Source organism: Nonomuraea mesophila (genome assembly GCF_004352805.1).
Classification (GTDB): Bacteria; Actinomycetota; Actinomycetes; order Streptosporangiales; family Streptosporangiaceae; genus Nonomuraea; species Nonomuraea longispora.
Map to the genome: position 1 here is coordinate 1 of NZ_SMLD01000150.1, position 23,075 is coordinate 23,075.

The window sequence follows — 23,075 nt, forward strand, 5'->3', positions numbered from 1 at the left end:
AGACAGGGTCTGAGGTCGTCGGCCTGCGGCGGAGGCTGCGGGCAGCGGGCCGGGGCGGCAGGGATCGCCGGCAGCGGCGTGCCGGGCTGCGTCCGGGGGGTGATCGCGCCGCCAGGGGACGCAGCCGCCGTGCCGGACGGTGCGGTGGGACGTGACACGGCGCAGGCACCACCGGCGAGCACCACGGCCAACCCGATCACCGTGAACCGCGCACCCCGCCCGGCCTCGCCGTTCGGTGTGAGTCGTGCGGATCGTCGCACGTGACCGCCCCCTCAGCCGGACCCACTGACGAAGCGAAGGATAGGCCCGCCGTGCCGCCCGGCGGGCCCGGTGAAGCGATCCGGTCATGAGGTGCCGTGCGAACCGGTGACGGGCCCGTCCCGTACGCACGATTGGGCCTTGTTGCGGCGGTGGTTCGGGATCACTGTGAACGCAGGAGGCAGTGAGATGTCGCACCCACTCGGAGTCAGCCGTCCGGATCTCGAAGTCACCGACCTGCCCACGCCGGAGGAGGTCTTCAAGGTCTCCAAGATCGGCCCCAAGGAACTCTTCAAGTACGCCGTCGGCCCGAGCCTGATCGCTCTAGGCATCTCGATCGGCAGCGGCGAGTGGCTGCTCGGGCCCCTGAGCGTGGGCCAGTACGGTTTCATCGGCGTCGGCTGGGTGATCCTGGTCTCGGCGCTGCTGCAGACGTTCTACAACGTCGAGTGCTCCCGCTACGTCCTCGCGACGGGCGAGACGCCGGTCGTCGGCTGGGGGCGGGTGCCGCCGGGCTGGCCGCTCTGGGTGCCGCTGTCGGTCCTGATCGTGATCTTCGCGTTCATCGCGGGCGGCTGGGCCTCGTCGGCGGGGGACGGCGTGTACGCGCTGATCCACGGTACGCCGCCGCCCTCAGGGGACCTGGAGCCCCGCTGGTGGGCCGTCGCCCTGCTGGTGCTGGTGTTCGTCATCACCGCGCTGGCCCGCCGGATCAGCCGCGTGCTGGAGCTGGCCAACTGGGTGCTGGTCGGCTCGATCCTGCTCGCCCTGCTGGCGGTGGACCTGCTCGTGGTGCCGTTCAGCCAGTGGTGGGAGGGCATTCTCGGCTTCATCACCCCGGCCGCGCCGCCGGCGGGGATCACCGCCACGCAGCTCGGCGGCCTGGCCGGGTTCACCGCGCTGGCCTCGGGTCTCAATTGGTACGTCATGGGCCACTACCGCGACAAGGGCTACGGCATGGGCCACCGCGTCGGCTTCATCTCGGGCCTGCGCGGCGAGCGGCGCGAGATCCTGGCCAGCGGCGTCACCTTCCCCGACGACGAGCGCAACCGGGGACTGTGGCGCAGGTGGTACCGGCTGCTGATGGTCGACATGTGGGGCGTGTTCTTCGTCGGCGCCGTGCTCGGCATGCTGCTGCCCACGATCCTCATGTCGCACGCCGTCACGATGTCCGGAGAGAAGCCGACCCGGGAGAACGTCCCGACGTTCGTGGCCTCGGCGCTGGGCGCGGAGTACGGGCAGGCGGTCTTCTTCATCGGACTGCTGCTGGGCGTGATGGTGCTGTTCTCGACGCAGCTCGGCATCTTCGAGGCGATGGTCCGGGTCACGACGGACGCGGCCAACGCCACGAGCCCGCGCCTGCGCGCCCTCATCCAGGGGGATCCGCGGCGCTTCTACTACCCGTTCATGATCGTGCTGCTGGTGATCATCTCGATCATCATCTTCCAGTCGCTGCCGGTGGCCCTGGTGGAGTGGTCGGCCAACATGTCGAACCTGGGCGCGCTGCTCTACCCGTTCCTGCTCATGTATCTGAACAGCAAGCTGCCGCGCCCGGCCCGCCCGCGGCCGTGGCACTACGTGATCCTCGTGCTGAACTTCCTGTTCTTCGGCTTCTTCTTCGTCAACTTCATCGCCGACTTCATCGGGGACCCGCTGGTGACGTTCTAGCCGTTCGCGGAACACGTGCACATGAGCCGAAGTGAGCCGGTTCCCTCCCGGTGCCCTGCTACCTTGTCGCGGACTTGTCAGCGCATCGGAGGGAACCTTCTCATGGCCTTGTCGTTCGGCCGCCTGACCCGTCCCGCCGGACTGGGGCTCGCGGTGGCACTCGGCGCCACACTGTGCGCCGGGACCGCCACGCAGGCCTCCGCAGCCGCGGAAACGTCCGCCACGGGCGCCGCCGGTCCACGTGCGAAGCTCTACGAGCTGGTGACGAAGGACGGCGGGTTCTTCTACACGGCGAGCGCGTCAGAGCGCAACGCCGCGGTCAGCAGGCACGGCTGGAAGGTCACGCGCACGCCGCTCTACTACATCTCGCGCAAACCCTTCCGTGGCGGCAAGCCGCTCTACCGGCTGCGCTGGACGAAGAAGGCGTCCTACATCGTCACGGCCTCCCCGGCCGAGCGCAAGCGCCTGACGGGCACCGGCAGGTTCCGCGACGAGGGCGTGATGGGCTACGCCCCCGCCTCGTCCGCGGCCGGTGGCGACGTGAAGGTCTACCGCCTGACCGGCAAGAACCGGTGGCGCCTCGCGATCGCGTCGCACACCCGCAAGATCCTGGCGAACGAGCCGGGCTGGAAGCTCGACGGCCCGCTGCTCTACCAGTTCGGCAAGGCGGGCTGACCCGCGCGGGCGGAGGGGGCGCCGGGTTCTCCGGCGCCCCCTCCGTCCTTCCCGCCTCAGCGGCGGAACATCTCCAGCAGCTCGTCGGCGCGCTCCGTGCGGGCGATCCACACCTCGCGGCCGCGCCGCTCCCTGCTGATGAGCTGGGCGGCGATGAGCCGGTCGCAGTGGTACGTGATGCTGCTGGGCGCCACCTGCATGTCGCCGGCCAGCATGCTCATGGTCATGGGCTGCTCGATCGCGCAGAGCAGGTCCGCGCGGACCGGCCCCATCAGCGCCGACAACTCGCCGTGCGCCGTTCCCCCGGGCCCGCGCCACAGCCGGTCGGCGCCGGGCACCGGGTAGGCGATCCACACCGCGTGCTCGTTGTCCAGGCTGACGATGACGGCGTCCTTGCCGGCCAGCATGGGCACCAGGACGATCTTCCTGTCGCCCAGCTCGTACGTGCTGGACTGCACGTCGGCGATGAGCAGGCCGCGCTCGCCGTACGTGATGCGGTGGTTGAGCGCGCCGAGCAGCAGTTCCGGGCCGCCGCGGACGGCGGCGACGCCGACCCGCCGGATCTCGTTGTCCAGCAGGGGGCGGGCGCGGCGCCACAGCGGTTCCGTGGTGTGCCAGACGTCGGCGAGGGCGCCGGCGTAGGCGTGCAGCCAGCGGTCCGGCCGCTCGGCGGCCGGACGCCAGTGGGACGGCAGCGGCCGGTCGCCGAACGCCTGCTCCAGGTCCTTGATCAGGGCGTCGGGCGGCAGGTCGCGCAGGGTGTCGATCTGGTCCCGCACCGAGACGTCGCCGTCGGTGGGCGTGCGGGGCACGAGGCTGTCGGGCACGACCGAGTAGCCGGGGGCGGCGAGCGGGCGTACGGCCTGGTGTCCCTGCGGCCGGACGCGGGAGCTGATCGCCTTGCGCCAGAGCTCCGGCAGGCCGCGGCGGCGTCCGGCGAGCGCGTCGGAGATCATCGCCAGGGCGGTGAGGTGCGGTGAGATCGAGATGGACAGCTGAGGCGTGGAGGTCATGCGCAGTTCGCTCCACACGGCGGTGCTGGTTACGTCGGACTCCTTGAAGTCGGGAAACTCGATCAGGTGCCCATCAACCTATTCCTGACGCTTTCTCCCGGCTTACAGTCCGGTTGCAGGGTGAAGCGGCAGGTCAGCGTACGCGCAGGAGGCGAGCCGCCCAGCCGGGCAACCACCAGTTCCAGCGGCCCATCATCGCGACCACGGCGGGCACGAGCACGGCGCGGATGAGCGTGGCGTCCAGCGCGATGCCCAGGGCCAGGCCGCTGGCGAACACCTTCACGTCCAGTTCTGGCGTCATGGCCAGAGCGGCGAAGGAGACGAACAACACCAGGGCCGCCGAGGTGACCAGCCGCCCGGTGCGGCCGATCCCGCCGACCACCGCCAGGCTCGTGCTGCCGGTCCTGTCGTACTCCTCGCGCATCCTGGCCAGGATGAACACCTCGTAGTCCATGCTCAGGCCGTACAGGAAGGCGAAGATCGTCAGGGGCACGAACTCGCCGATCGAGCCCGTCGGCCGGATGTCGAGCAGCGTGCTGGTGCCCCAGCCGTCCTGCCAGAGCAGCACCATGGCGCCGAGCACCGCTCCGAGCGAGAGCAGGTTGACCGCCAGCGCCTTCAGCGGCAACAGCAGCGAGCGGAACGCGCGGGCCAGCATCACGTACGTGACCAGCGCGATCAGGGCCAGCATCCAGGGGAACGCGCCGTAGGCGTGGGCCCGGAAGTCCATGCTCTGCGCCGCCGAGCCGCCGACGCGCCCGTCGTCCCCCACGGCCTGCCTGACCCGCGTGACGACCGCCTCCCCCTGGGGCCCGCCCGCCTCGGCGACCGGGACCACGGTGAGGACCGCCGTACCCTTCGCGCGCCAGCCGGGCGCGCCCGAGGTGAGCACCGCCGCGACGCCGTCCACCCGGCGCAGCCGGTCCGCCACGGCGCCGGAGTCACCTCCGGGGACGAGCACGTCGAACGCCGTCAGCACGCCGGAGGGCAGGCCGGCCGCCCGCAGCGCCACCAGCCCCTCGTGGGCGGGACCGCTGGTGCGCAGGTCGTGGCTCTCCGGCAGGCCGAGATCGATCCGGGTGGCGGTGACCGACAGGCCGGCCAGCAGACCGCCCGCGACGAGCACGGCGAGCACACGCCGGCGCACCATCCAGTCCGCCCACGCCGACCACGCGCGGCCGGCCTGCGCCTCCCGCCGGAACCTGGCGTCGCCCGCTGCCTGCGAACCGCTCCCGCTCCCGACCTCGCTCCCGCTCGCGCTGCCGCTTCCGCTCCCGCGAGCCGACCGGCGGTCCAGGCGGTGGCCGGCGCGCGACAGCAGGACCGGGAGCACGGTGAGCGTGACGGCCACGCTCGCGGCTGCGATGATCATCCCCGCGAGCCCGAGGCTGCGCAGGAACGGCACCGGCAGCACCACCATGGTGACCAGGCCGACGCCCACGGCCAGCCCGCTGAACAGCACGGGCCGGCCCGCGCCCGCCATCGCCCGCAGTACGGCCTCGTCCCCCCGGTGCCCGCGTGCCTGCTCCTCGCGCCAGCGGGCCACGACGAGCAATGAGTAGTCCACCGCGATACCGAGCCCCAGGAGCGGCATCGTGGTCAGCGCCACGTCGTGCACGGTCATCACGAAGGTCAGCAGCAGGATCGCCACGAACGACACGAAGATCGCCAGCACCGAGATCAGCAGCGGCGCGAACGCCAGCGCCGAGCGGAACACCAGCAGCAGCACGACCAGCGCGGCCAGCAGGCCGATGCCGATCTTGACGGGTACGTTGACGCCGCCCGCGTCCACGGTGGGCGCCAGCGCGTCGAGTCCGGTGACGCGGACCGCCGTGCCGGGCGGCAGGTGCGGGGTCATCGCGGCGACGATCCTGCCGCTCTCGTCCGGCACCTCGCCGAGCCCGCCGCCCGGCGGGCTGCCGTCGGAGTACGTGCCGGGGAAGACCAGGCCGAGCACGGTACGGCCGTCCGCGCCCGCCAGGGCCGGGTCCCCGGTGTCCGCGTACGACACCACACGTGCCTCGGGCAGCACGCCGGCGACGGCGGCGAAGGCGCGGCCGAGTTCCTCCCGGCGAACCCCCGCCGGCCGCCCGGGCGGGAAGGTCACGACCGTGGTGAACGGGCGCTGGTAGCCGCCGTTGCCGTACAGGCGGGTGATCTGCTGGTTCGCGTCGAAGGCGGGCATGCCGGGATGGGCGTACTCCTCGGAGAGCCGCTGGATCGCCAAGGGGGTCGCGCCGAGCCCGACGAGGAAGGCCGCCGCGGCCAGCACCATCACCAGGGCCTTGCGGCGCAGGACGAAGGCCGTGAATCTCTGCATGGCGGCCAGTGCACCAAGACGACGACAGAGAGCTCTGCGAACGTTCTGGGAGAACCCTGTGAATCGTCAATCTGCCGGAAGAATGGCCGCATGGGGCGAATTCTGGTTGTGGAGGACGAGCCGTACCTGGCCGATCTGGTGGCGACGGCGCTGCGGTACGAGGAGTTCGAGGTGACGGTCGCGGGCACCGGCGCGGCGGCGATCGCCCGGGCCGGCGACTCCGACCCGGACCTGATCGTGCTGGACGTGCTGCTGCCCGACATCCTCGGCACGGAGGTGTGCCGCCGGCTGCGGGCGGCGGGCTCGCAGGTGCCGGTCGTGTTCCTCACGGCCAGGGACGCCACCGAGGACCGGATCGGCGGGCTGACCGTGGGCGGCGACGACTACGTGACCAAGCCGTTCAGCCTGGAGGAGCTGATCCTGCGGATCCGCGCGGTGCTGCGGCGTACCAGCCCGCCCGGCGCGGGCCGGGTGTCGTTCGCCGACCTGGTGGTGGACGACGACACCTACGAGGTGTTCCGCGGGGAGCAGCGGATCGACCTGACGCCGACGGAGTTCAAGCTGCTGCGCTTCCTGCTGGACAACGCGGGCAGGGTCATGACGAAGCGGCAACTGCTCGACCACGTCTGGGAGTACGACTTCGGCGGCAACGACGGCGTCGTGCAGACGTACATCAGCTATCTGCGGCGCAAGCTGGACCGGCACGGGCCGCCGCTCATCCACACCAAGCCCAGGATCGGCTACGTGCTGCGCCTGCCCGAGGAGCGGTGATGGCGCTGCGCACCCGGCTCGTGCTCACCTCGGTCGGGCTCGTCGCGACCGCGCTCTTCCTGGTCGCGGGCGCCACGTTCGGCGCGCTGCAGGACTGGCTGCAGGCGGCCACGCCCGAGGCGCTGCTGGCCTCGTCCAGCGAGCTGACCAGCAGGATCGCGTTCGTGCTCGCGGGCACCTCGGCCGCGGCCCTGGTGTGCCTGACGCTGGTCGCCGCTCACCTGGTCAGGCGGGGGCTACGGCCGCTCGACCGCATCGTCGACGCCGCCGCCGACATCGGGGCGGGCGACCTGGAACGCCGCGTCGACGCCGCGCCGCCCGGCACCGAGGTGGGCCGGCTCGCGTACGCGCTCAACGCCATGCTCGCCCAGCTCCAGGCGGCCTTCAGGGAGCGGGAGGAGTCGGAGGAACGGCTGCGCAGGTTCGTCGCGGACGCCTCGCACGAGCTGCGCACGCCGGTGGCCACCATCCGCGGGTACGCCGAGCTGTTCCGCAGGGGCGCGCGGAGCCGGCCGGAGGACGCCGCCCGCGCCATGGAGCGCATCGAGTCGGAGGCGGCCAGGATGGGGCTGCTGGTCGAGGAGCTGCTGCTGCTCACCCGGCTGGACGCGGGCCGCCCGATGGAACGCGCGGCGGTCGATTTGGGCGCGCTGGCCGCCGACGCCGTGGCCGACGCGCTCGCCGTCGACCCCGGCCGGCCGGTCACGCTGGTGCGCTCCGGCCCGGTGCCGGTGCTCGGCGACCCGGCCAGGCTGCGGCAGGTGGCGGGCAACCTGCTGACGAACGTGCTCGACCACACCCCCGACGGCACGCCGGCGACCGTGCGGGTGACGACGTCCGGTTCGTACGCGGTGCTCGAGGTCTCCGACGAGGGGCCGGGCATCGACGCGGAGCAGGCAGAGCGCGTCTTCGAACGCTTCTACCGGGGCAACCGGCAGGCGGGCGGGCAGCGGGGCGGCGGCAGCGGGCTCGGCCTGTCGATCGTGGCCGCCGTGGTGTCCGCCCACGGAGGCGAGGTGCGCGTACTGCCCGGCGAGGGCGCGACCTTCCGGGTACGGCTCCCCCGCGCCTGACCGGGGCCCGGCGAGCGCGCCCGCCGGGGCCCCGTGAACACGCTCACGAGCTGACGGGCGCGGCCTCCCGTGCGGGGGCGGTGGAGCCGGTCGGCGGGACGCGGCGCAGGAAGGTGAGCGCGAGCACCGCGGCCGCCAGCATGATCACGGCGCTCGCGGCCCCGGCGGCGGCCAGGCCGTCGGAGAACGCGTCCTTGGCCACCACGAGCAGCTCGGCGGCCGCCGGCCGGCCCTGGGCGGCTCCGACGGCGCCCCCCAGGGTGTCGCGGGCCGCGTCGGCGAGCGCCGGCGGCGTCCCTTCCGGTACGGCCAGGCCGGCCCGGTAGACGATCGTGGCGAGGCTGCCCAGCACGGCGAGCCCGAGGGCGGCGGAGAACTCCTGCCCGGTCTCGGACAACGCCGAAGCCGCCCCGGAACGTTCCGGTGGTGCCGCGCCGACCACCATGTCGATGCCGAGCACCATCAGCGGGGAGCTGCCGGCGAAGAACATCGACTGGCCGATCACCACGTACGCCAGCCCGCCGGCGCTCCCTGCCTGCGTGAACAGCACCATGCCGAGCACGCCGACCGCCAGCCCGACCGCGATGACGTGGGCCGGGCGGAACCGGCGGGCCAGCACCGGGGTGACGGCGAAGCCGACGATCACCGTGGCGCTCATCGGCAACATCCAGAGCCCGGCCTCCAGCGGGGACAGCTCCTCGACGAGCTGCAGGTACTGGGCGGCGAGCAGGCCCAGCCCCGGGCCGATCATGGCGACCAGCACGAGCGTACCGAGGGAGGCGCTGAACTTACGGTCGCTGAACAACTTCAGATCGAGCAGCGGGTCGGCGAGCAGCCGCTGACGCCGGACGAACACGACGCCCAGGGCCAGCCCCACGGCCACGCCGGCCACCGGGCCCCAGCCGAAGCCGCCGGCTGCCAGCTCCTTCAACCCATAGATGACGGGCAGTACCGCCGCCATCGAGAGCACCACGCTCACCAGGTCGATGCGGCCCGAGCCGGGATCGCGGTATTCCGGCAGCAGGAGCGGCCCGGCCACCAGGAGCAGCACCATGACCGGCACGTTCATCAGGAAGACCGACCCCCACCAGAAGTGTTCCAGCAGCACGCCGCCGACCAGCGGCCCGATCACCATGCCGCCGATGAACCCGCTCATCCACAGGCTGATGGCACGGGTGCGCTGCCCGGGGTCCCTGAACATGTTGCTGATCAGCGACAGCGTGGACGGCATCAGCGTGGCACCGGCGACGCCGAGCAGGCCCCTCGCCACGATCAGCAACTCGGCCGTCGGCGCGTACGCCGCGAGCGCCGAGGCGGCCGCGAACGCGGCGCCGCCGATCAGCAGGATCTTCCTGCGCCCGACGCGGTCGCCGAGCGTGCCCATCGTGATGAGGAAACCCGCGATGAGGAACCCGTAGATGTCGGAGATCCACAACAGCTCGGAGCTGGTCGGACGCAACTCCTCGGTCAGCGCCGGCACGGCCAGGTGCAACACGGAGATGTCGATCGACAACAACAAGGTGGGGATGACGAGCACGGACAGTCCAGTCCATTCCCGCCAACCGGCCTGTGAGGTTTCCAACGTCTTCATGCCCGCCACGGTAGGACCTCAAGCTCTCTTGAGGTCAAGGCGGCTCACGGGTTATAACCTGTGACGCTTATCTCCCTCTATATCCACACATGTCATGCGACACAATGATGAAGTAGACATGTACGACTGAAGCCGGACACGTGGGATCCTTATAACGTGTCCGCGAGCGAGACAGGGATGGCGGATGCGTGAACCGGCGGGCGAGCACCGGCATCGACGGCACGCGGTCGCCGTACTGTCGGCGCACGCCGTGGCCACCCAGGTCATCACGTTCGTGCTGCGGCCCACGATGGCGTACCGCGCGATCGAGCTGGGCGTGCCCGCCGCGTGGCTGGGGCTGCTCGGCGCCAGCTTCGCGATCGCACCGCTGCTGCTGGCCCTGCCCGCGGGCCACATCGCCGACCGCTACGGCGAGCGGCGCGTGGCCGTGGCGGGGGCGTTGCTGCTGACGGCGTCGAGCGCGGCGTTCCTGACGCTCGGCCACACCGTCCCCGGGCTCGTCGCGGCCGGGATCCTGCTCGGCACCGGCCACCTCGGCTGCGTCATCGCGCAGCAGGCGCTGGTGGCCAACACCACCCGGCGCGGCGGCCACGACACCGCGTTCGGGCGCTACACCTTCGCCGCCTCACTCGGGCAGGCGGCGGGGCCCGTGCTGATCGCCGTGTTCGGCGGCGAACAGGCCATCCCCGACACCGGCCGCATCTTCCTGTGGTCGTGCGGCCTGTCCGCCGTGCTCGTCGCGCTGTCGGCGGCGCTCGCCCGCAGCCCCCGCCCCGAGGCCGGCGAGCGGGAGGCGGGCGGGGACGTACGCTCTCTGCTGCGCCGCCCCGGGCTCACGCACGCCCTGGTGACGAGCTGCGTCGTGCTGGCGGCCGTCGACATCACGCTCGTCTACCTCCCGGCGCTGGGCACCGAGCACGGGCTGAGCGCGGGAACGATCGGGCTGCTGCTGACCGTGCGCGGCCTGGCGTCCATGGTCTCGCGCTTCTTCCTCGGCAGGCTCTCGCGCGCCCTCGGCAGGCGGCGGCTCCTGGTCGGCAGCACCGTGGGCGCGGCCGTCGCCATGCTCGCCACGCCGCTGCCGATGCCGCTGTGGCTGCTCGCGCCGGTGCTGGCCGTCCTGGGGTTCGGGCTGGGCGTGGGGCAGCCGCTGACCATGTCCTGGCTGGCCGAGTCGGCGCCGCCGGGGCTGCGCGGGCGCGCCATGTCGCTCCGCCTGGTCGGCAACCGCACCGGCCAGCTCCTGCTGCCCGGCGCCTCCGGGCTCGTGGCGGCCGGCGCGGGGGCCGGAGGCGTGCTGTTGCTCACCGCCCTCGGCCTCGGCTGGGCCGGCCTCGCCGCCCGCCGCCTCCCCGTCGACCCGTAACCCCGCGCCCGGACAAGAATCCGCAGACACGAACCGGCCCGCAGACACGAACGGGCCCGCAAGCACGAACGGGCCCGCAAACACAGACGGCCCGCAAGCACGCGGAAGCCCCCGGCGCGCTCCAGGGCGGGCGGGAGCGCGCGCGGGTCAGTGGTGGCCTACCAGTCGCCGCCCTCGTCCTCGTCGCCCTCGAAGAACTCCTCGACGACCTCCTCCACGACCTCGCCCGCCACGAGGCCGCCGACCACGCCCGCGGCGCCGGCCGCGGCGACCATGCCGAGGCCCGGCCCGCCGTGGTGCCCTTCGTGGTGACCGTAGTGCTCGTGGTGACCGGGGTGGCCGTGGTGGCCGGGGTGGCCGCCGTACTGGGACAGGCCATCGAGCCAGCGGCCCAGCTCGGCCGCCCAGTCGGTGACGAGGGCGTCGTCGTGGCTGACGTGGAAACGGCCGATGGCGTCGCTGGAGGAGTAGCGGCCGGAGCGCTTGTCGGCCTCCAGCACGACCTGCAGCCCCTCCGCGTCGGCGACGAAGGTCACCTCGACCTCGCCGACCAGCCCGGAGTAGGGCCCGGACGGATAGAACTCGATCTCCTGGTAGAACGGCAGCTCCTGCCGCACCCCGTAGAGCTGCCCCGCCTCCAGGTCGGCCGACTTGAAGTTGAAGCCGAGCTGCAGGAACGCCTCCAGGATGCGCAGCTGCGAGGGCAGCGGCTCGACGGCCACCATGTCGAGGTCGCCCTTGTCGACGGCCTTGGCGATGGCCAGCTCGGTGCGGACCCCCACGGCCATGCCGGTCAGCGGCTGTCCGCCGATCTCGCTGATCGGCGTCTCCCACGGGACGGGGAACCGGAAACCGACGGTCCGCTCCTCGCCCTTGGCCAGCGTGAAGGGGCCGGAGACCTGGGCGCGGGAGAACTCGCCGAGCCCGGCGTGCTCGCCCTCGCCGTGCTCGATCTCGACCCGGGCGACCAGCCCGAGCGTGATGTGCTCGATCTCGGCGTCGAAGTCGCCGCCCTTGAGCCGTACCTCCCCTTCCAGCGTGCCGCCCGGCCGGGTCCGGGAGGCGGACAGGACTGTGTCCACCGAGGGCGCGCCGACGCCGAAAGCACCCAGCATCCGTTTGAAGACCACGACTCTGTTCTCCCTGGTTCGAAGATCGTTTGTGTGCCGCTGTCCCAACGATTCGTGCCCTCCGGGAGTTCCGCTCGTCGAGCGGACGCCGAAAGCATCCTTCATGTCTGTTTCGTCGTATCCACCGTTCTCACCGCGCCGGTGGTGCCGGGCGCGGCACGCAAGCGACATGCGCTGAGCCATGCTTGTATATGGCCAATCATTGATGTTTCATTTTTCGTTGACCGGGATCGGCGGGCGAACAGTGGGCCGTGCGAGACGTGCACATGGCGACGCGAGGGGGCAGATGAGATCCCTGCGGGCTCTGCGGTGGCTGCCCTTCGCCGTCATGTTCTGCGTCGCCGTCCTCGACGTGCTGGCGGGCCCGGCGCTCATATTCCTGCCGCTGCTCACGCTGGGACCGGCCTTCGCCTCGTTGTCGGGCGGCGTGCGCCGTACCTCCGCGGTGGGGGCGGTGGCGCTGGCCATCTGCCTGTTCCTGGCGTCGTACAACGACCTGGTGCTGCACTGGCAGAACAACCTCACGGTCGTCAGCATCGCCGGGGTGACCCTGGCCAGCATGCTGGCCGCCCGCCTGCGGCTGGAGCGCGAGCGCGAGCTGGCCAGCGTACGGCAGGTCGCCGAGGCCGCCCAGCGGGTGCTGCTGCGGCCCGTGCCGCGACGGGCGGGTGACCTTCAGGTGGCGCTCTCCTACACCTCGGCGGCGGCCGAGGCGCAGATAGGCGGCGACCTGTACGAGGTCGTCACCACCCCGCACGGCGTACGCCTGCTGATCGGCGACGTCCAGGGCAAGGGCCTGGCCGCGGTCGAGACGGCCGCCTGGGTGCTGGGCGCCTTCCGCGAGGCCGCCTACGACGAGGCCGAGCTGACCGACATCGGCGAGCGGCTCGAGGTCAGCCTGACCCGGCACCTGGACGACGAGCAGTTCGTCACGGCGACCGTCGCCGAGGTGCACGCGGGCGAGATGACGCTGGTGCACTTCGGCCACCCGCCGCCGCTGCTGATCAGGCCCGACGGCACGTGCACCACGATGGAGCCGCCGGAGCAGGGCCTGCCGCTCGGGCTCGGCGCGCTCGACGCCTCCACGGTCAAGCCCCAGCGCATCCCGTTCGGCGAGGGCGACCGGATCCTGTTCGTCACCGACGGTGTCATCGAGGCCAGGAACGCGGCGGGCGAGTTCTACCCGCTCACCGACCGCGCCGGTTTCCTGACGCTGCCCGATCCTCAGGCCGCGCTGGACGCCCTGCGGGCCGATCTCGTGGAGCACGCCGGCGGGCCGCTGCTCGACGACGCGGCGATGTTGTTGCTGCACCGCCGGGGTTCGTGGGGCTTCACCTCGGCGAATGCTGCCGAACGATAACGATTGACTGTGAACCGACCGCTCCATGCGGACGGTCCGCGCAGCCCGTGGAACGCTACAGGCGGCATTCGACGGGAGGATCGGTGAGGGTCTGGTGACTGCGGGTAACCGGATGTGGACGAGGCGACGGCTCGGGCGGCAGGCCGCCTCGGCCGCGGCGGCCATGGCCGTGACGCTGACCGTCGCGAGCTGTTCCCTGCTGGGCCAGTCCGCGCAGGAGCGGCCGCCCGTCGTGCAGAAGACCACCGCGGCGCCCGAGGCGTCGCCGGGCCGCAGCGGCGCGGCGGGCGAGCCGCCGCAGGTGGAGGACGGCTGGCCGCGCTGGGGCTTCACGCACACCGGCATCAGCGCCAACAACATCGACCCGGCGTTCGAGCAGCGGGTCACCGGCCGGCTGGCCGGGACCCCGATGCTGCAGAACCAGCACATCATGGGCTTCGGCGCGTTCAACCCCGAGCCGCATCCCGGGCAGTACGTCTGGGAAGACCTCGACAGCCGGATGAACCTCATGCGCCGCTCGGGCGCCATGCCGGTCCTCACGCTCTGCTGCGCCCCCGACTGGATGAAGGGCGGACCCGAGGGCCCGACGTCGGAGGAGGGCTGGGCCGAGCATCTGGAGGACGCCCCCTACCCGCAGCACTTCGACGACTTCGCCAAGCTGTCGGCGGCCGTGGCCACGCGGTACAAGGACGTCAAGTACTTCATGGTGTGGAACGAGTTCAAGGGATTCTGGAAGGACCATTCCAAGCCCGCCGACTTCAAGGGCTACACCGAGCTGTACAACAAGGTGTACGACGCGGTGAAGGCGGCACGGCCCGACGCCCAGGTCGGCGGCCCCTACCTCGGCTTCGACAGCAACCAGGGCGGCGACTCCGAGCTGCGCGGCGAGTGGGGTGTGGTCAACCAGCACGTCATCGACGCCTTCACCTACTGGTTCGAGAACAAGAAGGGCGCCGACTTCGTCGTGGTCGACGGCGCCTCGGTGACCGACGCCCACGAGCTGCTGCCCGACGAGTTCGGGGCGCTGGAGAAGTTCTCCGCGGTCACCCGGTGGGTGCGCGAGAAGGCCGGCGACCTGCCGGTGTGGTGGTCGGAGTGGTACTTCGTGCCGGAGGACGGCACCACGTGGCCCGAGCCCAAGCGGCTGGCCGTGCAGGCCGCCTCGATGATCGAGTTCGCGCGGAGCGGCGCCGCCACGGCCCTCTACTGGAACCCGCAGGCCAAGGAGGGCTCCTGCCCGGCGTGTCTGTGGCATCCGCGTACGGGCGCCGAGCAGCCCACGGCCAGGCTCGTGGCCGGCTTCGCCAGGTGGTTCCCGGCCGGGGCCGAGCTGGATCCGCTCACCTCGTCCGATCCCCAGGTCAGGGTACTGGCCCAGCCGGAGCAGCTGCTGCTGGTCAACACCTCCGACGGGCCGGTGACGACGACCGTGGACGGCACGCAGTTCGCGCTCAAGCCGTACGAGATCAAGTGGAGCGGCCGCTGACCGTGGCCGGCCGTGTCTGCTAGATTGCTGGATCGAACCGATCAGTTCGATCAGGATGGAGGCCGGCATGGCCGACGCTCCCGCGGACGACGTCCCCATCGGCCCCGTGCCGCCCGCCTCCACCCCGGCGGTGACGTTCATCAGTGGCGGCCACACGCTGCTGGGCGTCCTGCACGTGCCCGCCGGGCCCGGGCCGCATCCCGTCGTGGTGCTCCTGCACGGCTTCCCGGGCAACGAACGCAACTTCGACCTCGCGCAGGCGTTGCGCCAGGCCGGCTACGCGGCGCTGGTGTTCCACTACCGCGGCTCGTGGGGCGTGGGCGGCTCGTACGCGTGGGGCCACGTGCTGGAGGACGCCGCCCGCGTCACCCGGGCCGTGCGCGAGGAGGCCGCGGCGGCCGAGCACCGGCTTGATCCCGGGCGGCCGGCCCTGGTGGGCCACAGCCTGGGCGGCTTCGCGGCCCTGATGACGGCCGCGCAGGACTCCGCGGTGCGGGCCGTCGTCTCGGTGGCCGCCTTCGACCTGGGGGTGGCAGCGGTGGGCTGCCGGGCCGATCCCGGCGCGCGGGAGGCGTACGCGGCCGGGTGGCAGGACGAGCTGCCACCGGCTGACGCTGGCCCGAGCCGTCACCGGTTTCCTCGATCGCCACCTGGCGTATTAAAACGTGTAAAGCCCCCGGTGCAGGCCCCTTGACCATCCGCTGCCGCCACAATACGGTCCCGGTGAGGCCGATCCAGTAAAACGTTTCGCGCGGTGAAGCCGCGTCGGAGGGCAGCACCATGGCCAGCACCAGGCAGGTACGCGTAGGGCTCGTTGCCGGAGGGCTGGGAGCGTACTGGCCCCAGTTCCCCGGCCTGTTCCCCCAGCTCCAGCGCTCGTCCGCGCGGGTCGCGGAGCGCATGCGGGAACTCGACGCGGAGATCGTCGACGTCGGGTTCATCTCCGACGCGCAGGAGGGGGCGGTCGCGGCCGAGAAGCTGCGGGCCGCCGACTGCGACCTCATCGTCGGTTTCCTGACCACGTACATGACGGCCACGATGCTGGTGCCGATCGCGCAGCGCAGCGGCGCCCCGGTGCTACTGATCAACCTGCAGCCGACCGAGTCGATGGACCACGCCACCTTCGACACCGGCCAGTGGCTGGCCTACTGCGGCGCCTGCCCGCTGCCCGAGATGGCCAACGCCTTCCAGCGGTGCGGCATCCCGTTCCGCTCGGTGTCGGGCTACCTGGAGGACGAGCGGGCCTGGAAGCGCATCGGCGGCTGGGTGCGGGCGGCCGCCGCCAGGGCCGCGCTGCGGCACGGGCGGCACGGCCTGATGGGCCACCTCTACCCCGGCATGCTGGACGTCTCCACCGACCTGACCCTGGTGAGCTCCAACTTCGGCGGGCACGTCGAGGTGCTGGAGTTCGACGACCTGCGGGTGCGCGTGGAGCAGGTCACCGACGCCGAGGCCGCGGCCAAGCGCGCCGAGACCGAGAAGATCTTCGACTTCGCCGACTCCGTCAACGAGACCGACCTCGACTGGGCCTGCCGCGTCTCGGTCGGCCTCGACCGGCTGGTGGCGGACTTCGAGCTGGACAGCCTGGCCTACTACCACCGCGGCCTCGACGGCGAGACACATGAGCGGCTCGGCGCGGGCATGATCCTCGGCGCCTCTCTGCTCACCGCCCGCGGCATCCCCGCCGCCGGCGAGTACGAGCTGCGCACCAGCCTGGCCATGCTGATCATGGACCGGCTGGGCGCGGGCGGCTCCTTCACCGAGCTCCAGGCGCTCGACTTCCACCGCGGCCACGTCGAGATGGGCCACGACGGCCCCGCCCACCTCGCCATCAGCGCGAGGAAGCCGCTCCTGCGCGGTCTCGGCGTCTACCACGGCAAGCGCGGCTGGGGCGTCTCCGTCGAGTTCGACGTCAAGCACGGGCCGGTCACCGCGTTCGGGCTCATCCAGCGCCGCGACGGGCGCTTCGCCTTCCTCGCCTCCGAGGGCGAGACCGTCGACGGGCCCCACCTGCAGATCGGCAACACCACCTCGCGCGTCGACTTCGGCCGCGACCCCGGCGCGTGGACCGACGAGTGGAGCGCCACCGGCATGTCCCACCACTGGGCCCTCGGCACCGGTCACCGCGCGGGCGAGCTGAAGTCGCTCGCCCATCTGCTCGACCTGGAGTTCGTGCAGATCTAGCCGGTGAACAGCCGGGCGGGCACCGCCCCGGCCAGCGCCCTGTGCCCCTCGGGGTTGAGGTGCAGGTGGTCGCCCAGGTCGAGCGCGGGCAGCAGCCGCCGGGGCGCGGCCGGGTCGCGGGCCGCCCGGTCGAAGTCGATCACGGCGTCGAACCTCCCGCCGCGCCTGATCCAGTCGTTGACCGTCTGCCGGGCCGCCTCGCGGTGGCCCTCGGCGTCGTCGTAGGGGAGGTTGCCGCCGAAGGGCGTGAGCGTGCCGCCGTAGACGCGGACGTCGTGGGCGTGCGCGCGTACGATGATTTGCTCGTAGGCCGCGATCAGGTCCTCGGCGACCCGCCGCTGGGCCGGGCGGGTGGCCGGCGCGGTGCCGATGTCGTTGACGCCCTCCAGCACGATCAGCCACCGGACGCCGCTCAGGGCGAGCACGTCGCGGTCGAACCGGGCCAGCGCGCCCGGCCCCAGGCCGTCGTTCAGCAGGCGGTTGCCGCCGGCGGCCTGGTTGGCGACGGCCACGCCGGCGGCGGGGCCCAGCCGGTCGAACAACCGGTCGGGCCAGCGGTCATTGTGGTTGGTGGTGGAGCCCCTGCCGTCGGTCAGCGAGTCGCCCAGCAGGGCGAGCACCGCCGTGCCCGGCTCGGCCCGCACCTCCAGGGCGCTGAGGAAGTACCAGTGGTCGACGGGGGTCGCGTCCGGCAGGTCGGCGGCGGCCACGTGGTCGCCTGCCGCCAGGTAGGAGGTGGTCCTGGACCCCGGGTGGGAGGTGACCAGCTCGGAGGTCTGCCCGTCGGCCAGGTGGAGGCTCACGGTGAGGACCGAGCCGGGCTCCGGCGCGAGGTCCAACGGGTCGGACACGACCTGCGCCCCGACCGGCACGTCCGCGAAGGGCCGGCCGGAGAACGTCACCGGCCGCGCCGTCCCCGGCCGGATCGTACTCACCCCGGCCCGCCCGCCTTCGGGCAGCGCCACCGAGGCGGCGGTGACGGGCAGCGGCGCGCCCCCGAACGTGTTGGACAGGCGCACCCGCAGCCGGCTCCCGCCCGCCGACACCCGCACGCTCTGCCGCAGCGTGCTGCCGGCCAGCACCAGGCCGTCCGTCGTGTACGGGGCGGGCGGCAGGTTGTCCGGCTCGGTGAGCTGCGGCATGGCCGTCCACGTGCTGATCCAGCGCCCGGGGGTAACGTTGTTCGGCGACACCGGACCGTTCTACCGGATCATCGCCTGCCGTGCGAAAGCATGATCGGGAAGCTTCTTTTACCCGGGCTTGCGGATCAAGTGATGGGCCGGCCGGCGCACCGCGCCTATGGTCGCGTCCATGGACACTCCAGAGACCGGCGAGCGGGAGGCCGTCGTGGGGGCGGCGATCCGGCTGTTCTCCGCCCTCAGTTACGACAGCACGTCGATGGCGCAGGTGGCGGAGGCCGCCGGGGTGGACGTGGCCACGGCGACCCACTTCTTCCCCACCAAGCGCGGGCTCTACCTGGAGGTCATGACGTACGCCCACCGGGCGCTCGCCGCCGCGGTCGAGCAGCCGGCCCGTGAGGCGCAGGCCGGGCCGCCCGAACGGAGCCTCGCGGCGCTGCACCGTTTCGTCGACGCGTACATCGACCTCTGCGCCGAACATCCCGAGATCCCCGCGTTGTGGACGCACCGCTGGATGTCCGACGCCAGCGACATCGACGACCTGGAGGAGCACAGCCTCCAGCCGCTGGCCAATGAGTTCGTCGCCGGGTTCACCACCCTCGCGGAGCCGGCGGGGACGGATCCGGCGCTGCTCACGTACACGATCGTGTGGTGCATCCACGGTTTCACGCTGAGCGGGACCCTCGACGGGACCGGGCGCCGGGTCGGCATGGACGATCCCGAGCTGTTGCGGCGGTTCCGCGCTCACATGCACGAGGTGCTCGACCGCATGGTGCGCCTGCCGGATTGACGGCCGGGCGCACGCTGCTGATATGCCAGATCGTAACCATTCCATCACATCGAAAAGTGTATTCTGCCCGTATGTGGCGTTTTGTCCGATTGATGGGCCGCTCGCTCGCGGGCGAGGCGTACTGAGGCCATGCGGGGCGACCACCTCGCGGGCCCGGGCGAGACGAGCGAATCGTCCCGCCTGGACGACCTGCTGATCGAGGCCGTGGCCGGTGCGGGAGCACACATCGGCATGGCGTACGTGCTGGACAAGGGCGGTCACGTCCTCGCCCTGGAGTCGGCGGTGGGCATCCCCGGCTCGATCGCCAGGGCGTGGGCGAGGATCAGGGTCAGGAGGAACGACTCCATCCCGATCGCCGTGTCGGTGCGGGACAAGCGGCTCATCTGGGTGGACGGCAGGGAGGAACTGGCCCGCGCGTTCCCCGCCGCCGCACTCGCCCTGCCGTACCACTTCGCGCTCGTGACCGCCCCCGTCTGCTCGGGCGGCACCGTCTGGGGCGGGCTCGTGCTGCTGTGGCCGTCGGGACGCGCCTCCGGGCTCGCCCCGCGCCAGCGCGAGGTCATCGACCACGCCTGCGACCGCATCGGGGAGCTGCTGCTTCAGGCCGCCGAGCGGGGCCGTCGCATCACCCCGCAGTTCCGGCCCCGGGTGCTGCAACCGCATCCCGTGACCGACACCAGCCGCCGGGCCCGCCTGATCGCCCTGGACTGCCTCAACCGCCTGCCGGACGGATACTGCTGCCTGGACACGGAGGGGCGGGTCAGCCTGGTCAGCGCGCCGGCCGCCGAACTGCTCGCGCACAGCCCCTCCGAGCTGCTCGGGCGGCCGCTGTGGGAGTCGTTGCCGTGGCTCAACGACTCCGCCTTCGAGGACCGCTACCGGGCCGCGGTCGTCAGCCGGCAGGCCACCCACCACACCGCCCGCGCCCCGGGCGCGCGGCAGCTGACCTTCCGGTTCTATCCGGGGCTGACAGGCGTCACCGTACGGGTCGCACCCGGCAAGGCCGCCCGTGGCGTCGAGCCGAGCGCCGTCGCCGCCTCCGCGGCAGTCACCGGACGTGAGCCGCGCGTGATGGCGCTGCACGAGATGTTGCACCTGTCGACCGCGCTGGCCCGCGCGGTGACCGCGCAGGAGGTGGTCGACATCGTCGCCGACCACGTCGTCCCCGTCTACGGCGCGCAGGCCCTGGCCATCCTGACCTGGCAGGACAACCGGATGCGCGTGGCCGCGTCGCGCGGCTACAGCCAGGAGGCCGTCGAGCGGTACGACGGCCGCCCCATCATCCACCAGCTCGGCCCGCCGGACCACTACGAAGCGTCGGAACCCGTGTTCTTCACCACGTGGGAGGAGTTGCGCCGGCACCGTCCCAACTCCATCCGCGCCGACGACATGAACGCCTGGGCGTTCCTGCCGCTGGCAACCTCGGGCCGGCCCTTCGGCACGTGCGTGCTCGCCTATGCCCACCCGCACCGCTTCAACAGCGAGGAGCGGGCCACGCTCACCGCGCTCGGCGGGCTGATCGCGCAGGCGTTCGAGCGCGCCCGGCTGTACGACACCAAACACCAGCTCGCCCAGTGCCTGCAGGCCAGCCTGCTGCCCCACAAGCTGCCCGAGATCCCCGGCCTCGACGTGGCCGCCCGGTACGTGCCCGCCCTGCCCGGCATGGACATCGGCGGCGACTTCTACGACCTCATCCGCCTGAGCCCCACCATGACGGCGGCCGTCATCGGCGACGTGCAGGGGCACGACATGAACGCCGCCGCCCTCATGGGCCAGGTGCGCACCGCCATCCACGCCCACGCCACCGCCGGGTCGCCCCCGGGCGAGGTGCTCGCGCACACGAACCGCCTGCTCGCCGAACTGGCCCCCGACCGGTTCACCAGCTGCCTCTACCTCAGCCTCGACCTGGAGGAGCACACCGCGTGCCTGAGCAGCGCGGGGCACTTCCCGCCCCTGCTCAGCCGCCCCGGCGCCGCCACGCGGATCATCGAGGTTTCCCCTGGGCCGCTGCTCGGCATCGACCCCGACGCCAAGTACGCCACCACCGACCTGGTGCTGGAACCCGGCTCGATCCTGACCCTCTACACCGACGGCCTCATCGAGGAGCCCGGCCTCGACCTGGGCGACGCCATCACCGGGCTGGCCCGCCGGTTCGCACCCCCGCCCGGCACGCCGCTGCGCGACCTCGCGGCGGACCTCATCGAGGAGGCCGCCCTCGACGACCAGCGTACGGACGACATCGCCGTGCTGATGCTGCGCGGCACCGGCATCCCGCGATGACGCCCGGACCCGTCATGTGGTCCGGCGTCGGCGACACCAGGACGCCCGGCTCTGAACCGGGTAGGTGCACGTCCGCATCGTGCTCTGGCAGCCTCGTACGCGGGCGGCGCCGCCCGCGTACCGCCAGGAAAAAACTTCCCCGGGGTTGTCGATCCGGCCGTGGCCGGATCGACGCGTAGGCGAGAGGACGGCGAAACCGTCCCCCGACCTTGGAGGAAGAACCATGCAGAAGATCACCACCTACCTGTGGTTCGACGACCAGGCCGAAGAGGCCGCCACGTTCTACACCTCGGTGTTCGCCGATTCGCGCATCGTCGAGGTCCAGCGTCAGCACGGGCCGGCGGGACCGGTCATGATGGTCACGTTCGACCTGGCGGGCCAGCGCTTCCTGGCGCTCAACGGCGGCCCTCAGTTCGCGTTCACCGAGGCGATCTCCCTGTACGTCGACTGCGAATCCCAGGGGGAGGTCGACGAGCTGTGGGCCCGGCTCACCGAGGGCGGCGAGGAGTCGCAGTGCGGCTGGCTCAAGGACCGGTGGGGCCTGTCCTGGCAGATCGTGCCGCGCGTGCTGCCCGAGCTCCTGGCCGATCCCGACCCGGCCAGGGCCGAGCGGGCCATGAAGGCGATGATGGGCATGCAGAAGATCGACATCAGGGCTCTGGAGGAGGCCGCCGGGCGGTGAGTCCGGCGGGCGCGGACGGCTCCTGGGCGGCCGAGGCCACGACGTCGGCCAGGGCGATGTCCGCGGCCGGGCGGGCCAGCCAGTAGCCGCCGTCGGGTCCGCGCTGGCTGTGGATGAGGCCGGCCCTGCGGAGCTGGAGCAGGATGTTGTCGCAGAACCGGCGCGGGACGCGGCCCGGCCCTCGCCGGAGGGCCGGGCCCGGAGGCGGGCCTCAGGCGGAGGCCGTCTCCTCCTTCGTGTCCCCCGTCTTGCCCTGCAGCTCGGCCTCGATCGCCTCGACCGACTCGCTGGCCTTGTCGCGACGGTATTCGCGCACCGAGTAGACGATCGCCGCCACCCAGATCAGGACGATGACCACGTAGGCGACCGTCTGCACCCCGCCGGGGGCGCCGATCCAGTCGCTGCGCAGCAGGGTGCGTACGTTGGTCAGCACGATGATGCCGCCGACGGCGGAGCCGAGGATGCGGGGCGGGATGTGGCGGACCAGCCAGGCGGCGATGGGCGCGGCGATGACGCCGCCGATCAGCAGCACCACCACCCAGGAGAAGGTGATGTTCTCCGAGCCGAGCCCGACGAAGAAGCCGGCGCTGGCGGCGATGGCGATCAGGAACTCGCTCGCGTCGATGGAGCCGATCACCTTGCGAGGGGCCATTCGGCCGCTGGCCAGGATCGCCGGGGTGCCGACCGGCCCCCAGCCGCCACCGCCGGTGGCGTCGATGAAGCCGGCCACCAGCCCGAGCGGCGCCAGGAACCTCTTGCGCAGCGGCTTGCCCAGGTTGCCGCGTGGCAGCCCCATGACGGTGAAGCGCACCAGGATGTAGGCGCCCAGCGCCAGGAGGATGATCGACATGATGGGCGCGGCGATCTCGGTCGACAGGCTGGACAGGAACGTCGCTCCCGCGAAGGCGCCGACGGCTCCCGGGATCCCGATCTTGGCGACGACCTTCCAGTCGACGTTGCCGAAGCGCCAGTGAGAGAGACCGGAGGCGAGCGTGGTGCCGATCTCGGCGAGGTGCACGGTGGCGGAGGCCGCGGCCGCGTTGGTGCCGATGGCGAGTAGCAGTGTGGTCGAGGTGACACCGTAGGCCATACCCAGGCTGCCGTCGACGAGCTGGGCCACGAATCCGACCAGCCCGAGCAGGATGAGCGCTCGCACGACCCCTCCCTTCCCTATCAATCCTACTGTACAAGTAGGGATAGTCTCCACAAAGTCCAAGGGCGAGTCAAGACGTGACAGGTCAGCGACCGGGCTACTCGGCGGGAACGGGCGGCAGGGGCCGCTAGGAGGG

18 protein-coding genes and 2 pseudogenes are annotated in these 23,075 nt (G+C 72.0%); 12 read left to right on the forward strand and 8 right to left on the reverse strand.

The window, feature by feature from the left end; genetic code table 11:
* Positions 1-200 (reverse strand): annotated as a pseudogene (locus tag E1295_RS50385) (hypothetical protein); the annotation flags it as partial.
* 247 nt (positions 201-447) lie between these two features.
* Between E1295_RS50385 and E1295_RS37235 the strand changes: the two are divergent.
* The gene (locus E1295_RS37235; RefSeq protein ID WP_132638139.1) at positions 448-1,926 is read left to right on the forward strand and encodes an Nramp family divalent metal transporter; all 1,479 of its coding nucleotides are present in this window, start codon (positions 448-450) and stop codon (positions 1,924-1,926) included.
* Positions 1,927-2,028: 102 nt separating this feature from the next.
* The gene (locus tag E1295_RS37240; protein WP_132638141.1) at positions 2,029-2,601 is read left to right on the forward strand and encodes a hypothetical protein; all 573 of its coding nucleotides are present in this window, start codon (positions 2,029-2,031) and stop codon (positions 2,599-2,601) included.
* A gap of 56 nt (positions 2,602-2,657) precedes the next feature.
* On the opposite strand, the gene E1295_RS37245 is transcribed toward E1295_RS37240, so the two are convergent.
* Together E1295_RS37245 and E1295_RS37250 are read right to left on the reverse strand one after the other, a co-directional pair.
* Positions 2,658-3,614 (reverse strand): ArsR/SmtB family transcription factor, encoded by a 957-nt coding sequence (locus tag E1295_RS37245; protein WP_132638143.1) that lies wholly within the window; start codon positions 3,612-3,614, stop codon positions 2,658-2,660.
* Between the two features lie 133 nt (positions 3,615-3,747).
* Entirely contained in the window at positions 3,748-5,934 is a 2,187-nt protein-coding gene (locus E1295_RS37250) for an MMPL family transporter (protein WP_132638145.1), read from the reverse strand.
* 90 nt (positions 5,935-6,024) lie between these two features.
* Here E1295_RS37250 and E1295_RS37255 point away from each other — a divergent pair, with 90 nt between their 5' ends.
* Both E1295_RS37255 and E1295_RS37260 read left to right on the forward strand, forming a co-directional pair.
* A complete protein-coding gene (locus tag E1295_RS37255) occupies positions 6,025-6,705 on the forward strand; it encodes a response regulator transcription factor (protein ID WP_132638147.1) in 681 nt (226 codons plus the stop codon).
* Complete coding sequence (locus tag E1295_RS37260) at positions 6,705-7,778, forward strand: sensor histidine kinase (protein WP_132638149.1); 1,074 nt, start codon at positions 6,705-6,707, stop codon at positions 7,776-7,778. The genes E1295_RS37255 and E1295_RS37260 overlap by 1 nt, the downstream gene beginning before the upstream one ends.
* Before the next feature lie 43 nt (positions 7,779-7,821).
* On the opposite strand, the gene E1295_RS37265 is transcribed toward E1295_RS37260, so the two are convergent.
* Positions 7,822-9,369, reverse strand: coding sequence for an MFS transporter (locus tag E1295_RS37265; RefSeq protein WP_132638151.1), 1,548 nt, complete (start codon positions 9,367-9,369; stop codon positions 7,822-7,824).
* Positions 9,370-9,553: 184 nt separating this feature from the next.
* Here E1295_RS37265 and E1295_RS37270 point away from each other — a divergent pair, with 184 nt between their 5' ends.
* Positions 9,554-10,735, forward strand: coding sequence for an MFS transporter (locus E1295_RS37270; protein ID WP_132638153.1), 1,182 nt, complete (start codon positions 9,554-9,556; stop codon positions 10,733-10,735).
* A 158-nt stretch (positions 10,736-10,893) separates the two neighbouring features.
* Here the strand turns inward: E1295_RS37270 and E1295_RS37275 are convergent, their stop codons facing one another.
* A complete protein-coding gene (locus tag E1295_RS37275) occupies positions 10,894-11,865 on the reverse strand; it encodes a sporulation protein (protein WP_132638155.1) in 972 nt (323 codons plus the stop codon).
* 286 nt (positions 11,866-12,151) lie between these two features.
* Between E1295_RS37275 and E1295_RS37280 the strand changes: the two genes are divergently transcribed.
* From E1295_RS37280 to E1295_RS37295, 4 genes are all read left to right on the forward strand, one after another.
* Complete coding sequence (locus E1295_RS37280) at positions 12,152-13,225, forward strand: PP2C family protein-serine/threonine phosphatase (protein WP_132638157.1); 1,074 nt, start codon at positions 12,152-12,154, stop codon at positions 13,223-13,225.
* A 94-nt stretch (positions 13,226-13,319) separates the two neighbouring features.
* Complete coding sequence (locus tag E1295_RS37285) at positions 13,320-14,711, forward strand: GH39 family glycosyl hydrolase (protein WP_246080818.1); 1,392 nt, start codon at positions 13,320-13,322, stop codon at positions 14,709-14,711.
* 67 nt (positions 14,712-14,778) lie between these two features.
* Positions 14,779-15,405 carry an alpha/beta hydrolase family protein gene (locus tag E1295_RS37290; RefSeq protein ID WP_220449087.1) on the forward strand — a complete coding sequence of 209 codons (627 nt, stop codon included), beginning with the start codon at positions 14,779-14,781 and terminating at the stop codon, positions 15,403-15,405.
* Positions 15,406-15,491: 86 nt separating this feature from the next.
* Positions 15,492-16,895, forward strand: a complete 1,404-nt coding sequence (locus E1295_RS37295; RefSeq protein WP_132638159.1) for an L-fucose/L-arabinose isomerase family protein — start codon at positions 15,492-15,494, stop codon at positions 16,893-16,895.
* Here the strand turns inward: E1295_RS37295 and E1295_RS37300 are convergent.
* The gene (locus E1295_RS37300) at positions 16,892-18,088 is read right to left on the reverse strand and encodes an SGNH/GDSL hydrolase family protein (RefSeq protein ID WP_246080820.1); all 1,197 of its coding nucleotides are present in this window, start codon (positions 18,086-18,088) and stop codon (positions 16,892-16,894) included. The genes E1295_RS37295 and E1295_RS37300 overlap by 4 nt on opposite strands.
* Positions 18,089-18,206: 118 nt before the next feature.
* Between E1295_RS37300 and E1295_RS37305 the strand changes: the two genes are divergently transcribed.
* From E1295_RS37305 to E1295_RS37315, 3 genes are all read left to right on the forward strand, one after another.
* Positions 18,207-18,824, forward strand: a complete 618-nt coding sequence (locus E1295_RS37305) for a TetR/AcrR family transcriptional regulator (protein ID WP_166427597.1) — start codon at positions 18,207-18,209, stop codon at positions 18,822-18,824.
* Between the two features lie 129 nt (positions 18,825-18,953).
* Positions 18,954-21,104 carry a GAF domain-containing SpoIIE family protein phosphatase gene (locus tag E1295_RS37310; RefSeq protein WP_132638163.1) on the forward strand — a complete coding sequence of 717 codons (2,151 nt, stop codon included), beginning with the start codon at positions 18,954-18,956 and terminating at the stop codon, positions 21,102-21,104.
* 223 nt (positions 21,105-21,327) lie between these two features.
* Complete coding sequence (locus E1295_RS37315) at positions 21,328-21,786, forward strand: VOC family protein (protein WP_132638165.1); 459 nt, start codon at positions 21,328-21,330, stop codon at positions 21,784-21,786.
* A gap of 37 nt (positions 21,787-21,823) precedes the next feature.
* Here the strand turns inward: E1295_RS37315 and E1295_RS51395 are convergent.
* Together E1295_RS51395 and E1295_RS37325 are read right to left on the reverse strand one after the other, a co-directional pair.
* Positions 21,824-21,943, reverse strand: a pseudogene (locus E1295_RS51395) (Rrf2 family transcriptional regulator); the annotation flags it as partial.
* Between the two features lie 54 nt (positions 21,944-21,997).
* Positions 21,998-22,942 carry a sulfite exporter TauE/SafE family protein gene (locus tag E1295_RS37325; protein ID WP_132638167.1) on the reverse strand — a complete coding sequence of 315 codons (945 nt, stop codon included), beginning with the start codon at positions 22,940-22,942 and terminating at the stop codon, positions 21,998-22,000.
* Positions 22,943-23,075 lie beyond the last annotated feature (133 nt).